The sequence below is a fragment of the Limnobacter sp. G6BE5S genome, assembly GCF_058448965.1.
Map to the genome: position 1 here is coordinate 182,934 of NZ_JBZFLM010000006.1, position 15,211 is coordinate 198,144.

The 15,211-nt window shown below is 51.7% G+C and carries 13 protein-coding genes and 4 tRNA genes; 3 read left to right on the plus strand and 14 right to left on the minus strand.

Annotation, left to right across the window (positions count from 1 at the left end):
- Positions 1–13 precede the first annotated feature (13 nt).
- From rpoB to ACVL1J_RS12440, 12 genes are all read right to left on the minus strand, one after another.
- Entirely contained in the window at positions 14–4,123 is a 4,110-nt protein-coding gene (rpoB, locus tag ACVL1J_RS12385) for a DNA-directed RNA polymerase subunit beta (RefSeq protein WP_341237960.1), read from the minus strand.
- 138 nt (positions 4,124–4,261) lie between these two features.
- Positions 4,262–4,636, minus strand: a complete 375-nt coding sequence (gene rplL / locus ACVL1J_RS12390) for a 50S ribosomal protein L7/L12 (RefSeq protein ID WP_159569036.1) — start codon at positions 4,634–4,636, stop codon at positions 4,262–4,264.
- Between the two features lie 47 nt (positions 4,637–4,683).
- Entirely contained in the window at positions 4,684–5,214 is a 531-nt protein-coding gene (gene rplJ / locus ACVL1J_RS12395; protein WP_159569037.1) for a 50S ribosomal protein L10, read from the minus strand.
- A 209-nt stretch (positions 5,215–5,423) separates the two neighbouring features.
- Positions 5,424–6,122 (minus strand): 50S ribosomal protein L1, encoded by a 699-nt coding sequence (gene rplA, locus ACVL1J_RS12400; RefSeq protein WP_159569038.1) that lies wholly within the window; start codon positions 6,120–6,122, stop codon positions 5,424–5,426.
- Positions 6,123–6,554 carry a 50S ribosomal protein L11 gene (gene rplK, locus ACVL1J_RS12405; RefSeq protein WP_159569039.1) on the minus strand — a complete coding sequence of 144 codons (432 nt, stop codon included), beginning with the start codon at positions 6,552–6,554 and terminating at the stop codon, positions 6,123–6,125.
- A gap of 114 nt (positions 6,555–6,668) precedes the next feature.
- On the minus strand, positions 6,669–7,202 hold the full coding sequence (gene nusG, locus ACVL1J_RS12410) for a transcription termination/antitermination protein NusG (protein WP_008248014.1): 534 nt from the start codon (positions 7,200–7,202) through the stop codon (positions 6,669–6,671).
- Positions 7,202–7,585, minus strand: a complete 384-nt coding sequence (gene secE, locus ACVL1J_RS12415) for a preprotein translocase subunit SecE (protein WP_159569040.1) — start codon at positions 7,583–7,585, stop codon at positions 7,202–7,204. The genes nusG and secE overlap by 1 nt, the downstream gene beginning before the upstream one ends.
- A 57-nt stretch (positions 7,586–7,642) precedes the next feature.
- Positions 7,643–7,718: transfer RNA gene (locus ACVL1J_RS12420), tRNA-Trp, on the minus strand.
- 14 nt (positions 7,719–7,732) lie between these two features.
- On the minus strand, positions 7,733–8,926 hold the full coding sequence (gene tuf / locus ACVL1J_RS12425; protein ID WP_159569032.1) for an elongation factor Tu: 1,194 nt from the start codon (positions 8,924–8,926) through the stop codon (positions 7,733–7,735).
- 49 nt (positions 8,927–8,975) lie between these two features.
- A tRNA-Thr gene (locus ACVL1J_RS12430) sits at positions 8,976–9,050 on the minus strand.
- A 17-nt stretch (positions 9,051–9,067) separates the two neighbouring features.
- Positions 9,068–9,141 (minus strand) — tRNA-Gly (locus tag ACVL1J_RS12435).
- A gap of 53 nt (positions 9,142–9,194) precedes the next feature.
- A tRNA-Tyr gene (locus tag ACVL1J_RS12440) sits at positions 9,195–9,280 on the minus strand.
- Positions 9,281–9,330: 50 nt separating this feature from the next.
- Here ACVL1J_RS12440 and ACVL1J_RS12445 point away from each other — a divergent pair.
- Positions 9,331–10,554 (plus strand): AmpG family muropeptide MFS transporter, encoded by a 1,224-nt coding sequence (locus tag ACVL1J_RS12445; RefSeq protein ID WP_341237809.1) that lies wholly within the window; start codon positions 9,331–9,333, stop codon positions 10,552–10,554.
- Here ACVL1J_RS12445 and ACVL1J_RS12450 read toward each other — a convergent pair.
- Complete coding sequence (locus ACVL1J_RS12450; RefSeq protein WP_491665357.1) at positions 10,504–11,526, minus strand: AraC family transcriptional regulator; 1,023 nt, start codon at positions 11,524–11,526, stop codon at positions 10,504–10,506. The genes ACVL1J_RS12445 and ACVL1J_RS12450 overlap by 51 nt on opposite strands.
- A gap of 109 nt (positions 11,527–11,635) precedes the next feature.
- Between ACVL1J_RS12450 and ACVL1J_RS12455 the strand changes: the two genes are divergently transcribed.
- Both ACVL1J_RS12455 and ACVL1J_RS12460 read left to right on the plus strand, forming a co-directional pair.
- Positions 11,636–12,532, plus strand: coding sequence for an alpha/beta fold hydrolase (locus ACVL1J_RS12455; RefSeq protein WP_341237811.1), 897 nt, complete (start codon positions 11,636–11,638; stop codon positions 12,530–12,532).
- Between the two features lie 20 nt (positions 12,533–12,552).
- Positions 12,553–13,374, plus strand: coding sequence for an SDR family NAD(P)-dependent oxidoreductase (locus tag ACVL1J_RS12460; protein WP_341237812.1), 822 nt, complete (start codon positions 12,553–12,555; stop codon positions 13,372–13,374).
- Here ACVL1J_RS12460 and glmS read toward each other — a convergent pair.
- Complete coding sequence (gene glmS / locus ACVL1J_RS12465; protein WP_341237813.1) at positions 13,361–15,202, minus strand: glutamine--fructose-6-phosphate transaminase (isomerizing); 1,842 nt, start codon at positions 15,200–15,202, stop codon at positions 13,361–13,363. The two genes, ACVL1J_RS12460 and glmS, sit on opposite strands and share 14 nt — an antisense overlap.
- Positions 15,203–15,211 lie beyond the last annotated feature (9 nt).

A 15,211-nucleotide genomic window follows, 5' to 3' on the forward strand; every position in this document is an offset into this window, starting at 1 on the left:
CCGTCGCGACCGATCAATTACGGTCCAGATCAATATCAATACCGAGTGAGCGGATTTCTTTCACGAGTACGTTGAAAGATTCCGGCATACCGGCATCGATCGTGTGATCACCTTTGACCAAATTCTCATACACCTTCGTACGACCATTCACGTCGTCTGACTTCACAGTCAGCATTTCCTGCAGAACGTACGATGCGCCATATGCTTCCAAAGCCCACACTTCCATCTCACCGAAACGCTGACCACCAAACTGGGCTTTACCGCCCAATGGCTGCTGTGTAACCAGCGAGTAAGGTCCGGTTGAACGGGCGTGCATCTTGTCGTCGACCAAGTGGTGCAATTTCAGCACGTGCTTGTAACCAACAGTCACCTTGCGGTCGAAGGCATCACCAGTGCGGCCGTCGTACAAGGTCACTTGGGTCTTGGACTCGTTAAAGCCCAATGCTTGCATGCGTGGATCTTCGTCGGGGTAAGCCAAACGAAGCATTTCCAGAATGTCTTCTTCGTTCGCACCGTCAAATACTGGTGTGGCGAATGGCATACCCTTGGTCAGATTCTTGCCCATATTGATAATTTCAATATCGGTTAGGGAATCAAGATCAACTGTGGTGCCAGTGCCGTTGTACACCTTGTGCAGATATTCACGCAGGCGTGCCACGGCATTTTGTTCACGCAGCATTTCATTGATGCGATCACCAATGCCTTTCGCTGCCCAGCCCAAGTGAGTTTCCAGAATTTGACCCACGTTCATACGTGAAGGCACACCCAAGGGGTTCAACACGATGTCCACGGGACGGCCATCGGCCATGTGCGGCAAGTCTTCCACGGGAACGATCTTGGAGACCACACCCTTGTTACCGTGACGGCCTGCCATTTTGTCACCGGGCTGCAAGCGACGCTTGACTGCCAGGTAAACCTTGACCATTTTCAAAACGCCTGGTGGCAATTCGTCACCTTGTGTCAATTTCTTGCGCTTCTCTTCAAAAGCCAAATCGAACTGATGACGCTTGTCTTCAATGGACTTTTTCAGTGTTTCGAGCTGACCTGCGGCTTCTTCTTCCGCAAGGCGAATATCGAACCAGTGATGGTGATCCACTTCTTTCAGGTATTCCGCTGAAATTTTGCTGCCCTTGGCCAGCTTGGCTGGGCCACCGTTGGCAACCTTGCCGATCAGGAAACGTTCGATACGGCTGAACGCATCCGCCTCAACGATACGCATTTGATCGTTCAAATCGAGGCGATAGCGCTTCAATTCGTCGTCAATGATGGATTGGGCACGCTTGTCGCGCACAATGCCTTCACGTGTGAAGACCTGAACGTCGATCACGGTACCTGTCATGCCGGAAGGCACGCGCAGGGACGTGTCTTTCACGTCAGAGGCTTTTTCACCGAAAATGGCACGCAGCAATTTTTCTTCCGGGGTCAGCTGGGTTTCGCCTTTTGGCGTTACCTTACCGACCATCACGTCGCCAGCCTGAACTTCTGCGCCAATGTACACAATGCCTGACTCATCGAGGCGAGACAATTGGGCTTCGGACAGGTTGGAAATGTCACGTGTAATTTCTTCGGAACCCAACTTGGTGTCACGTGCAACCACTGACAGCTCTTCGATGTGAATCGATGTATAGCGGTCTTCGGCAACCACGCGCTCGGAGATCAAGATTGAATCTTCGAAGTTGTAACCGTTCCAGGGCATGAACGCCACCAGCATGTTTTGACCCAAGGCCAACTCGCCAAGGTCAGTCGACGCGCCGTCAGCGATAACATCACCCTTGGCGATGATATCGCCCTTGTTGACGATCGGACGCTGGTTGATATTGGTGTTTTGGTTTGATCGTGTGTACTTGGTCAGGTTGTAAATATCTACACCCACTGAGCCAGATTCGACTTCGTTGTCGTTCACACGAATCACGATACGGTTTGCATCCACATAGTCGACCACACCACCGTGGTCGGCCACGATTACTGTGCCCGAATCGACGGCCACAGTGCGCTCGATGCCTGTACCTGCAAACGGCTTTTCAGGACGCAGACATGGAACAGCCTGACGCTGCATGTTGGCACCCATCAAGGCGCGGTTCGCATCGTCGTGCTCCAGGAACGGAATGAGTGATGCAGCAACAGACACGATTTGCCCTGGTGCAACGTCCATCAGCTCAACGCCGGATGGATCCATCAATTCAAATTCGCCTGCAACCCGACAAGAAACCAGGTCGCCGACCAAACGCTTCTTCTCGTCGATTTCCGCGTTGGCCTGAGCGATTACGAAGCGCCCTTCTTCAATGGCTGACAGGTACACGATTTCATCGGATACCACGCCACCTTCAACCTTGCGGTAAGGTGTTTCCAGGAAACCGTACTCGTTCAAACGAGCAAACATGGCCATGGAGTTGATCAAACCGATGTTTGGACCTTCCGGCGTTTCGATCGGGCACACACGGCCATAGTGGGTGGTGTGTACGTCACGAACTTCAAAACCAGCGCGTTCACGGGTCAAACCACCTGGGCCCAAAGCTGAAACACGACGCTTGTGCGTGATTTCGGACAACGGGTTGGTTTGGTCCATAAACTGCGACAGCTGAGAGGAACCAAAGAATTCTTTGATTGCAGCAGAAATTGGCTTGGAGTTGATCAAGTCGTGCGGCATCAGGTTTTCGGCTTCAGCCTGACCCAGACGCTCTTTCACTGCTCGCTCAACGCGCACCAAACCGGCACGGAACTGGTTTTCAGCCAATTCACCAACACAGCGAACACGGCGGTTACCCAAGTGATCAATGTCGTCGATTTCGCCATTGCCGTTACGCAGATCAACCAGAATCTTGATTACAGCCAGGATGTCACTGTCTTGCAGCACCATGGCGCCTTCCACTTCTGGACGGCCCACGCGACGGTTGAACTTCATGCGACCAACGCGCGACAAATCGTAAGAGTCTTCGCTGTAGAACAAACGGTTGAACAACATTTCAACGGCTTCTTCTGTGGGCGGCTCGCCTGGGCGCATCATGCGATAAATAGCGACGCGTGCAGCAGTTTGATCCGCTGTTTCATCAGTGCGCAGTGTTTGCGAAATGTAAGCACCGTGATCCAGTTCGTTGGTGAAAATGGTCTCGACCACTTTCACACCTGCGTCACGGATTTTGCCCATGATTTCTTCAGTGATTTCGTCGTTGGCAGATGCAACAACTTCACCAGTACTGCCATCAACAATATTCTTGGCCAAAGTGCGACCAATCAGGAAATCTTCCGGCACAGAAATTTTCTTCAGGCCAGCCGCTTCAATGTCGCGAATGTGTTTGGCATTGATACGCTTGTCTTTCTGAACCAGCGCCTTGCCAGCTTTGTCAACGATGTCGAACTTGGCCACTTCACCCTTCAAACGGGAGGTGATCAACTCCATCGACGCGCCTTCGGATTTGATTTCAAACTGATCGAAGTCAAAGAAGGAGGAGAGAATCTGCTCGTTGTTCATGCCAATGGCTTTGAGCAGAATCGTGACAGGCATCTTGCGACGACGGTCGACACGGAAATAGAGCACGTCTTTCGGATCAAATTCGAAATCGAGCCATGAACCGCGATAAGGAATAATTCGCGCCGAGAACAGCAATTTGCCGGAACTGTGGGTTTTGCCACGATCGTGCTCAAAGAACACGCCCGGGGAACGGTGCAACTGAGACACGATCACGCGCTCGGTACCGTTAATCACGAAAGAACCGTTTTGTGTCATGAGCGGCAATTCGCCCATATACACTTCCTGCTCTTTTACTTCTTTCACAGTGGGCTTGCTGGCCTCACGATCCAAAAGCACCAAGCGCACACGAGCGCGCAGTGGCGAGCAGAAGGTCAGACCACGCTGTTGACATTCTTTGACGTCAAATGCGGGTTCGCCCAGTGCGTACTGCACAAACTCCAAGCGAGCGTAACCGTTGTGCGAAACAATTGGAAATACAGACTGGAATGCTGCCTGTAACCCTTGTTCCACACGTTTTTCAACGGAAACACCCAATTGAAGAAAGTCAGTGTAAGAGTCAAGTTGAGTGGTGAGAAGATACGGTACATCCAAAACTGGAGGCCGTTTCGCAAAGCTTTTGCGTATGCGTTTTTTCTCGGTGGCAGAGTAAGACATATTTTCTGTCCTGATGTCGAGCGGATTAAGCGATATGCATGTGTTCTACACATGGCTTAACACACTCTAGTTTGTAATCGCTTTTTCAAGCGCAAAAAGCCCGGAGGCAAAAACCCCCGGGCATTTCAAAAACCGACGTTACTTAACGTCGACTTTTGCACCAGCTTCTTCAAGTTGCTTCTTGACGTCGTCAGCTTCAGCTTTGGAAACGCCTTCTTTAACAGCTTTCGGTGCGCCGTCAACCAGGTCTTTCGCTTCTTTCAGGCCAAGACCTGTCAGTGCGCGAACAACCTTAATTACGTTAACTTTGCTTTCGCCAGCAGCAGTCAGAATTACGTCGAATTCTGTCTTTTCTTCAGCAGCAGCAGCGCCAGCAGCAGGAGCAGCGGCTACGGCAACAGCAGCAGCGGCAGCAGAAACGCCAAACTTCTCTTCCATTTCTTTGATCAGTTCGGACAATTCGAGTACGGTCATGCCAGCGATGGCATCTAGGATTTCGGCTTTAGTGGCCATGTGAGTATTCTCCAGTTAAAAGTTTGATTCGGCTATCTTGAAAAAAGTTAAGCAGCTTGCGATTCTTTCTGATCACGAACGGCAGCAACACCGCGAACAAATTTCGTAGGTACTTCGTTAAGCGTACGTACGAATGTCGCGATAGGTGCTTGCATCGTGCCCAGCAATTTCGACAGAAGCTCGTCACGACTAGGCATGGTGGCCAAGGCCTTCACACCGTCTACACCCATCACCTGACCGGGCAGCGCACCGCCGGTCAGAACAAGTTTGTCGTTTGTCTTCGCGAAATTAACCAACACTTTGGCTGCTGCTACAGGATCAGTACTGATACCGTAAATCAGCGGGCCAACCATTTTGCTGGACAGGCCTTCAAAGGCTGTACCGGCAATGGCTCGCTTTGCCAAGGTGTTCTTCAGAACACGCAAATAAACACCTGCTGCACGAGCATCCTTGCGGAGCTGCGTCACACTTTCTACAGACAGACCACGATATTCAGCAACAACCACTGCTTGAGCACCGGCCAATTGACCTGTGATCTCTTCAATGACTGCTGCTTTTTCTTGGCGATTTAATGCCACGGTCTTTCTCCAAAAAGAAGCGCTTATTGCACTGTTTAAAACAGGCGACCGAAATCAAGCTTTGAACATTCATTCATTACTTTTACTCGGGACCGCCATCTAGGTTGGATGGTTTTTTAAAAAATCAGGTTTGAAAACAAGCCTTCAATTTCCAACGGTCTTTGACAACCTGTGAATACCAATTAATCAGTATTCACAGCCCAAAGTTCTTACTGACCCAACACTGAAGTTTGGTCAACGCGTACACCACCACCCATGGTGCTGGATACGGCAATCTTTCTCAGGTACACACCCTTGGACGATGCTGGCTTGGATTTGTTCAATGCGTCCAACAGGGCGGACAAATTGGACTTCAGCTTTTCAACATCGAACGAAGCGCGACCGATTGTGCAATGGATGATACCTGCCTTGTCAGTACGGAACTGCACTTGACCAGCCTTGGCGTTTTTAACCGCAGTGGCCACGTCAGGAGTAACAGTACCTACTTTTGGGTTTGGCATCAGGCCACGTGGGCCCAAAATTTGACCCAAAGTACCTACGATACGCATGGTGTCAGGGGATGCAATCACCACGTCAAAGTTCATGTTGCCCGCTTTAACTTCAGCAGCAAGATCATCCATGCCCACGATGTCTGCGCCGGCTGCCTTGGCTTCTTCAGCCTTTGCGCCTTGAGCAAACACAGCTACACGAACTGTTTTACCAGTGCCGGCAGGAAGAACAACTGAACCGCGGACAACCTGGTCTGATTTGCGTGCATCAACGCCCAACTGAATGGCTGCGTCAACTGACTCGTCAAACTTGGCGGTTGCTGTTTCCTTGATCAAGCCCAAAGCCTGCTCTACGGGGTATACGGCATTGCGATCGATTTTCGCGCGCAATGCTTGAGTGCGTTTAGACAACTTAGCCATTTATAGACCCTCCACCACAATGCCCATGCTGCGAGCTGAGCCAGCGATGGTGCGTACAGCAGCATCCATGTCAGCAGCGGTCAGGTCAGGCATTTTTGTTTTTGCAATTTCTTCTGCTTGTTCACGAGTGATCTTGCCCACTTTGTCCAAATGAGGACGTGGCGAACCTTTCGTGATTTTTGCAGCCTTCTTGATCAGCACGGTTGCAGGAGGAGTCTTCATGATGAACGTGAAAGACTTGTCTGCGAATGCGGTGATTACCACTGGAATTGGCAAGCCTGGCTCTACACCCTGTGTTTGGGCATTGAACGCTTTACAGAATTCCATGATATTCAGACCACGCTGACCCAGTGCTGGACCGATGGGTGGGGATGGGTTTGCTTTACCAGCCGGTACTTGCAGCTTGATAAAGCCAATGATTTTCTTGGCCATTGAAATTTCTCCGTGAGTTCAAACGCAGCGTATCGCCGCTCCTCTGTTGCTTGAATTACCGTGCACCCTGTCAGCAATCAAATACAGGCGGCGGGAAAACTTGCTACGCTCAGATCAAACTTTTTCGACCTGATGAAAATCAAGCTCTACGGGTGTGGCGCGACCGAAAATGGTCACCGACACACGAAGCTTGCTTTTCTCATAATTAATTTCTTCAACGTTGCCGTTAAAGTCCGCGAAGGGGCCCTCTTTGACTCGAACCATTTCGCCAACCTCATACAACACCTTCGGACGCGGCTTTTCCGCACCCTCTTGCATCTGCTGCATGATTTTATCGACTTCTTTTTGAGAAATCGGCGTTGGACGATTACCCGTTCCACCAACAAAACCGGTGACCTTGGGCGTGTTCTTGACCAAGTGCCAAGAGTCGTCCGTCATTTCCATTTCAACCAGCACATAACCTGGAAAGAAACGGCGCTCTGAAATTGATTTTTGACCACCCTTGATCTCAACCACCTCTTCAGAGGGAACCAGGATTTGGCCAAACAAGTCCGAAAACTCGGAACGGTCAATGCGCTCCTGCAGTGCTCGCTGCACACTCTTCTCGAGTCCCGAGTAAGCGTGCACCACGTACCAGCGTTTTGACATTATATTGTCCACCCTAAAATCAGATCGTAGAACACCCACTCAAGTGTTTTGTCCACCAGAAGAAGATAGATCGACATGATCAACACAAACACAAAGACCACACCGGTCATTTGCATACCTTCTTTTCGGGTGGGCCAAACCACACGCTTGGCTTCGTTCACAGAATCTTTGGCGAAACCCACAAACCGCTTACCGGTTTGCGAGAGCAGAAAGCTGCCAACCGCCAGCACAACACCCAACAAGACAACGCCAAGGCGAATGAAGAAATCTTCTGCTGACAAAATCTGAAAAGCCACAGCGCCTCCGATTGCAAATGCAACCGCAAGCGCAAGCATCAGCTTGTCTTGACCTGTAGATACTGTTTGAATGTCGTTTTGTGCCATATTCTCAAAATGTAAGCCGCCGCTGAATCGCTTCAGCGGCGACGATCCTACCAAATTTGGCAGGGCAAGAGGGAATCGAACCCACAACCTTCGGTTTTGGAGACCGACGCTCTGCCAATTGAGCTATTGCCCTAAAAAACTCGAATATTACTTGGTAATTTTGGCAACTACGCCAGCACCTACCGTACGGCCACCTTCGCGAATCGCGAAACGCAGACCTTCTTCCATCGCGATTGGCGCAATCAATTCAACATTGATCGACACGTTGTCGCCAGGAAGAACCATTTCCTTGCCTTCGGGCAGGCTGATTGAGCCCGTTACGTCGGTTGTACGGAAATAGAACTGTGGACGGTAGTTGTTAAAGAATGGCGTGTGACGACCACCCTCTTCTTTGCTCAACACGTAAATTTCTGCGCTGAACCCTGTGTGCGGCTTGATTGAACCTGGCTTGGCCAACACTTGACCACGCTCCACGTCTTCACGCTTGGTACCACGCAGCAACACACCAACGTTGTCGCCCGCCTGACCCTGATCCAACAACTTGCGGAACATTTCCACGCCCGTGCAAATTGTCTTGACCGTGTCTTTGATACCCACGATTTCAATTTCTTCGCCAACCTTCACCACACCACGCTCGATACGGCCTGTTACTACAGTGCCACGACCAGAGATGGAGAACACGTCTTCGATTGGCATCAGGAAGGTGCCGTCGATTGCGCGCTCGGGTGTTGGAATGTAGTTGTCAAGCGCTGCTGCCAACTGCTTGATTGCGCCTTCGCCCAAATCGCCTGTGTCACCTTCCAGGGCCAGCTTGGCTGAACCCTTTACGATTGGCACATCGTCGCCTGGGAAGTCGTACTTGGAAAGTAGCTCGCGCACTTCCATTTCAACCAACTCCAGCAACTCTTCGTCATCCACCATGTCGCACTTGTTCAGGAACACGATGATGTAAGGTACGCCAACCTGGCGAGCCAACAAGATGTGCTCACGCGTTTGTGGCATGGGGCCGTCGGCTGCTGAACAGACCAGAATTGCGCCGTCCATCTGCGCTGCACCAGTAATCATGTTCTTGACGTAGTCGGCGTGACCTGGGCAATCCACGTGTGCGTAGTGACGTGTTTCTGTCTCGTACTCAACGTGGGCTGTGTTAATCGTAATGCCGCGCGCCTTTTCTTCCGGAGCCGCATCGATCTGGTCGTAGCCCTTGGCTTCACCATGGCCGCTCAGTCGCGCCAATACTGTTGTGATCGCCGCCGTCAATGTTGTCTTGCCATGGTCCACGTGACCAATCGTTCCAACGTTTACGTGTGGCTTCTTACGCTCAAACTTTTCTTTTGCCATGACGACCTCGGTGCGGGCACCCAACAATGCGAGTGCGGTTATAACGGTATGGTGCTCATGGGCAGGATCGAACTGCCGACCTCTCCCTTACCAAGGGAGTGCTCTACCACTGAGCCACATGAGCAACTTTCTATTAAAGCCTGGAGCGGGTGAAGGGAATCGAACCCTCGTCTTAAGCTTGGAAGGCTTCAGCTCTACCATTGAGCTACACCCGCACACCTTGTGAACCCCTTTTCAAGGGCGCACTCGGTTAAACTGCTTGAATTCTTGGTGGAGAGAGCTGGATTCGAACCAGCGTAGGCATACGCCAACAGATTTACAGTCTGCCTCCTTTAGCCACTCGGACATCTCTCCAAAAGAGAACCCCGGATTATGTATGCTTTTTTAATTACCGTCAACACCCCATGCCCCCTTTCCGCCTTATTTGTATATTAATTCTTGGTTTTTCCAGTGGTCTGCCCCTTGCCTTGACGGGAAGTACGCTTCAAGCGTGGCTTGCTGTCGAAAATGTGGACATCAAAACCATCGGCTTGTATGCGGTGGTTGGATTTCCTTACACGTACAAGTTTTTGTGGTCGCCCTTTCTGGATTATTTGAAACCCGGTTTTTTTGATCAGCGACGCGGCTGGATCGCGCTGATGCAATTGGCATGCGCCGGATTAATCGCGGCCATGGCATTTGTGGATGCCCATTCCGCGTGGACTGTCGCTGCGGTGGCAGTCGCCATTGCCTTTTGCTCCTCGACCCAGGACATGGCAATTGACGCCTATCGGACTGACTTGCTGCCCGCCCAGGAACGTGGTCTTGGCGCTGCGTATTACGTGACGGGCTATCGTGTGGCCATGTTGGTGTCTGGCGGATTGGCACTGATTTTGGCGGGCGAGTACCTGGGCTGGACTGGCACCTACCTGCTGATGGCGGGACTGCTTGCTGCCTGCGCCGTGATTACGGCTTTAAGCCCGACAGCTGATACGGCTGAAGATTTGGCCCGAAGGGAGAGCAAACGAAACCTGTTTGGAATTGTGAAGGAGTCAACGCGCAACTTCATGAGCAAGGAAGCCGCTATCTGGATTTTGGTACTGATTGTGCTTTACAAGGTGGGCGATGCATTTGCTGGATCACTGACCACTGCATTTTTACTCAAGGGCCTTGGCTTTACCCTGACCGAAGTGGGCGCGGTGAACAAGACTGTCAGCCTGATCGCTACCCTGTTAGGTGCATTTCTTGGTGGCGCCTTGATGACTCGAATGGGCTTGTATGGCTCACTGATGTTGTTCGGTATTTTTCAAGCTGTGTCCAATTTGTCGTTTTGGGTTTTATCGGTAATTGAACCGAATATTTGGGCGATGGGGGGTGCTGTATTTGTTGAAAACCTGTGCGGGGGAATGGGCACAGCAGCCTTTGTGGGCTTGCTGACAAGCCTGTGCAGCAAGGAGTTTTCGGCTACACAATACGCGCTTCTTTCGTCGCTTGCCGCCATGGGGCGTGTTTACCTGGCAGCCCCTGCAGGTTATGTAGTGGACGCCTATGGGTGGAGTGATTTTTTCGTGTTTTCAACCCTGGCGGCCATACCGGGCCTAATCGCGCTTTATTTGCTCCGATCGAGCATCCAAAAATTGGCGCGGTGAGCAACTGTGCCATTTCTGGAAAGCGTGAATAAAAGCCGATGGAGAGGAATAGCCAAGCCGGGCGGAGACCTCTGACACGCTCAGCCCCGTAGAACCGAGTAATTCTTCGGCCATGGTTTGACGAACTTCTGCCAACAAATCGCGATAGCTGGTGCCCTCATCGGTTAATCGCCGGCGCAAAGTGCGCTCAGTCATGAAGTGGTCGGTGGCAATTTGCGCCAGACTTGGGGAAGAGGACAAGTCGGCCAGCAACTTGTTGCGCAACCACGCGGAGACTCCCCCCCTTTGCATTCTGCGGGAGAGCAGATTTTCCAATTGGGTTTCACAGAACCTGGCACTGTGCTCATTGGCTTTGGGCAGCGGCAAATTCAGCCATTGCTCGTCAAATGTGGCCCTGTTGACCGCTGCGTTGAACTGCGGAATACAGCCAAACATGGCTTCGTATTGAGCCATGGGCGCATTCGGCGCAAAAGCAAATTCAACCGCGCGCAAAGGCAGGCTGACACCAAATAATTCGCGCTGTAAAACCTGAATCGCAGAGCAGTCCCGTTCGGCCACAAATGAACGCACCGCGGGCGGCAAATGATCGACTGTCAAGACCATGGATGCGAGGCCATTGCCCAAAGCCAACTCAACTTTTGAGAACGCGAAAGTGAGATCGAGATAACGCAAGCCAAGTTCAACAGCCTGCCGGAAGGTGGGGCTGGTGATTAAGGCATAGCCCCATATTCCATAGGTCGTGAGATGATACTCAGAACCTGCCATAAGCCCCAAACCAGGAACCTTGCCGTGCAGACGCACCAGGTTGTGGATCACCTGCAATTCCTGATCCGGATCGATTTCAACGTGGGGATCGTCAAGCTGGGCTGGCAATATGGAAGAGCCGGTGAGGAGCGCGCTGCGGGTGGAGCCCAGCCGCACACCCAGCTCACTCAGAATTTTCACGCTAACAACGGTTCGGCGAGCTGGCATAGAGAAATGGGGTTTGTCCGGAAATATCAATCATCATTGATTGTAATCAAGTTCGAACAGAGTGTGTGGCTTCTACACTGTCATGGAACAAAACCAAGGGAGACGTTGCTTGAATCGATTACTGAATGAGTTTGGATGGGCTGGCCCAGACAAGAAAACACTGATTGAAAAACATGCGTTGCCCACATCAATTTTTCTGGATTGCATGGGCATGAAAGTGCATGTGAGCATTGAGGGCAGCGGCCCCGATGTGGTCATGATTCATGGCTTTGCGGCGAACTTGCACACTTGGAGTGATGTTTGCGCGCACATGAGCAAACAGTTTCGGATCATTCGCTTCGATTTGCCCCCCTTCGGCCTGACCGGACCTGCACTCGATGAACAAGGAAACATTCGCAAAATGGATGTGGCCTTTTATCAGCAGTTTGTGGACGCTGTGTTAAACGAGTTGCAGATTAAAAAATGCGTGATGATCGGCAATTCGTTTGGTGGATTTTTGAGCTGGGACCAAGCCCAAAGACACCCGGAGCGGGTTCGTGGATTGATTATTTCGGATGCGGTGGGATACCAGCAACCTTTACCAATCTACATTACCCTGTTCACGATTAAGCCAATCGCTTGGCTGACGCGATATACGGTGCCGGCATTTTTGCTGCGAATGGCGGTACGGGATGTGTATGGCGACAAAAGCAAACTGAAAAAAGAAGTGCTGGAAAGGTACCTTGAGTTGTTTATGCACAAGCCAAACCGAAGCGCTGTGGGCAAGATGGTGGGCGTGTTTACCGATGGTGAACTGGGTTCGGAGCGACTTTCCGAAATACAGTGCAAAACGCTGATTGTGTGGGGAGGGAATGATCGATGGGTCAGTATCGAGATGGCGGGACGATTCAACCGGGACATCCCAAATTCGGAATTGAAGGTGTATCGCGAAGTGGGCCATATTCCGATGGAAGAAACACCTGATCGTTTTGCGGCGGATTGCATTTCTTTTATTGAATCACTTTAACGACATTGACGGAAAACAACATGAAGAACAAGGTGGTTTTTATTACAGGTGGCGCCCGCGGACTTGGGGCAGGACTGGCAGCGAAAGTGGTCAGCAAGGGTGGCAAGGCTTTTATTGTGGATTTGAATGCCGAAGCCGTGTTCGAGCAAGTGGAAACATTGGGCGGCGAGGCAATAGCCGGCTGCCAGGCCAATGTGTGCAAGCCTGCTGACCTTGAGCTTGCGATGGCGGAGTGCAAGGAACGTTTTGGCCGGATTGATGTGGTGGTTGTGAATGCGGGTATTTTGAAAATGGGTTCGATTGAACACATGAACCCGGCTGATTTTGATGCCGTGATGCAGGTGAATGTAAATGGTGCATTCAACACCATTCGCGCTGGCATTCCTTACCTGCGCGAGACCAAGGGTTACCTACAGGTTATTTCGTCCCTGGCTGCTGCAATTCACACACCACTGATGGGGCATTACGCTGCATCGAAGGCGGCGGTTGAGGCACTGGCGGATGTTGCGCGCCAGGAGCTTGCACTGGACGGCATTGACGTGGGCTGTGTACACCCGACGTTTACCAACACCGCCATGATTCAAGAGGTGAATGCAGGCGTGCTGTGGGGTGGCCACAAAGGTGCATTTGGCGCAGTGGAGCCCGAGCAGGTGATTAATGCCATGTTCCGTGGCATTGAAAAGCGCCAAAGAAAAATTATTGCGCCCAGAACCATTGCACCCCTGATATTGGCACCCGGTTTATTTCACCGGGTGGCAGAGGGCCTGAGCAGGCTGCAAGGCTCGGAAAAAGCCTTGAAAAAATTCAAGGCAGAAGAAGCGGAGTCGCTTACTCGACGGTAACTGACTTGGCGAGATTGCGGGGCTTGTCCACATCGGTGCCTTTTACCAGTGCCACATGATAGGACAACAATTGCAATGGCAAGGTGTGCAAAATCGGGGACAAATGCCCGGCGTGGTCAAGCAGGTTGATCACGTGCACGCCGTCGGCTTTCTCGATTTTGGTATCACGATCAGCAAAAATGTAAAGTTCGCCACCGCGCGCACGAACTTCCTGCAGGTTCGATTTCAGCTTTTCGATCAGTGTGTCTTTGGGTGCAACCGCCACCACGGGCATGTCTGCATCGACCAAGGCCAGCGGACCGTGTTTCAATTCCCCTGCCGCATAAGCCTCGGCGTGAATGTAGCTGATTTCCTTCAGCTTCAATGCACCTTCCATGGCAATGGGGTAATGCACACCACGTCCCAAAAACAGTGCGTGGCGCTTTTCTGCAAAACTGGCCGCCAAAGCCTTGATTTCTGGCTCGAGTGCCAAGATGTTTTGCATGGCGGAAGGCAAGTGACGCAGTTGGGTCAACAGGGTTTTTTCCTGCTCAACATCGAGTTTGCCGCGCAATTTGGCCATGACCAACGTGAAGGTAAAGAGCGCCGCAAGCTGCGTGGTGAACGCTTTCGTTGACGCCACACCGATTTCCGGACCCGCCCGAGTCAGGAATTTCAAATTACTGGCGCGAATCAGCGCAGATTCTGGAACATTGCAAATGGAGAGCGCGTTCACCATGCCTTGTGACTTGGCGTGTTCAAGCGCGGCAAGAGTATCGGCTGTTTCTCCGGACTGTGAAATGGTGATCACCAAAGTATTGGGAAGACTGACACTGGTGCGATAGCGATATTCGCTTGCGATTTCAACGTTGGTTGGCAGACCAGCAATCGATTCGAGCCAATAACGTGCAACCGATGCAGCGTGATAGCTGGTGCCACACGCAAGAATGAGTACTTGCTGAATACCAGGAAGAATATGGCCTGCCTCAGCGCCGAATAACTCGGGCTTTACCGCGGAGGCATTGCTGACCATTTCCAGCGTTGCCGCTATTGCGCCAGGCTGCTCATAAATCTCCTTCTGCATGTAGTGGGCATAAGGGCCAAGCTCTACTGCATCGGCAGACAACTGACTCTCGATGATCGAACGCTCAACCTGTTGGCCTGCGCCGTCAAAAAACGAGACTCCCGCTGCTTGCAACTGAACCACGTCATTTTCTTCGAGATAAGTAATTTGTTTGGTATAGGCCACCAATGCAGACGCATCGGAGGCGAGAAAATATTCTCCATCTCCGTGCCCAACCAACAGTGGCGCACCTTTCTTGGACGCAAGCAAGGTCAGTGGCGCAGTGTTGCAAATCACCGCAATGGCAAAAGCACCTTGAAGCTTTTTCACGGTGGCCTGCACAGCTGCCCGCAACGCGAGCCCTTGCACCAAGTGTTTGTGGGTAAGGTGGGCAATCACTTCGGTATCCGTGTCGGATTGAAACACGTAGCCTTCAGCGGTGAGCGCCTTTCGAATTTCTTCGTGATTTTCAATAATGCCGTTGTGCACAACACTGACTGACACGCCCTGCCCTTCACTGATGTGAGGGTGTGCATTGCGCTCGCTGGGCACACCATGTGTGGCCCAACGGGTGTGAGCGATGCCCATACGCGCACTCAGTGTTTTGGTGCTGGAATCGAGCTCAACCACGCGACCGACACTGCGTGCGCGGTGAATGGATTGATCGGTATCCGACTGAATGGCCAACCCGGCCGAGTCATATCCGCGATATTCAAGTTTTTTCAGGCCATCGATCAACACTGGCACGCTGTTGGTTTTAGAAAGTACGCCGACGATTCCGCACATGGTGTGAGG

Bases quoted from the DNA above. Each gene is read 5' to 3' on its own strand.
- rplA (WP_159569038.1), bottom strand. From the start codon at position 6,122: ATGGCTAAGTTGTCTAAACGCACTCAAGCATTGCGCGCGAAAATCGAT.
- nusG (WP_008248014.1), bottom strand. From the start codon at position 7,202: ATGTCAAAACGCTGGTACGTGGTGCACGCTTACTCGGGACTCGAGAAG.
- rplL (WP_159569036.1), bottom strand. From the start codon at position 4,636: ATGGCCACTAAAGCCGAAATCCTAGATGCCATCGCTGGCATGACCGTA.
- ACVL1J_RS12460 (WP_341237812.1), top strand. From the start codon at position 12,553: ATGAAGAACAAGGTGGTTTTTATTACAGGTGGCGCCCGCGGACTTGGG.
- rplK (WP_159569039.1), bottom strand. From the start codon at position 6,554: ATGGCCAAGAAAATCATTGGCTTTATCAAGCTGCAAGTACCGGCTGGT.
- ACVL1J_RS12445 (WP_341237809.1), top strand. From the start codon at position 9,331: ATGCCCCCTTTCCGCCTTATTTGTATATTAATTCTTGGTTTTTCCAGT.
- secE (WP_159569040.1), bottom strand. From the start codon at position 7,585: ATGGCACAAAACGACATTCAAACAGTATCTACAGGTCAAGACAAGCTG.
- glmS (WP_341237813.1), bottom strand. From the start codon at position 15,202: ATGTGCGGAATCGTCGGCGTACTTTCTAAAACCAACAGCGTGCCAGTG.
- tuf (WP_159569032.1), bottom strand. From the start codon at position 8,926: ATGGCAAAAGAAAAGTTTGAGCGTAAGAAGCCACACGTAAACGTTGGA.
- rpoB (WP_341237960.1), bottom strand. From the start codon at position 4,123: ATGTCTTACTCTGCCACCGAGAAAAAACGCATACGCAAAAGCTTTGCG.
- ACVL1J_RS12450 (WP_491665357.1), bottom strand. From the start codon at position 11,526: ATGCCAGCTCGCCGAACCGTTGTTAGCGTGAAAATTCTGAGTGAGCTG.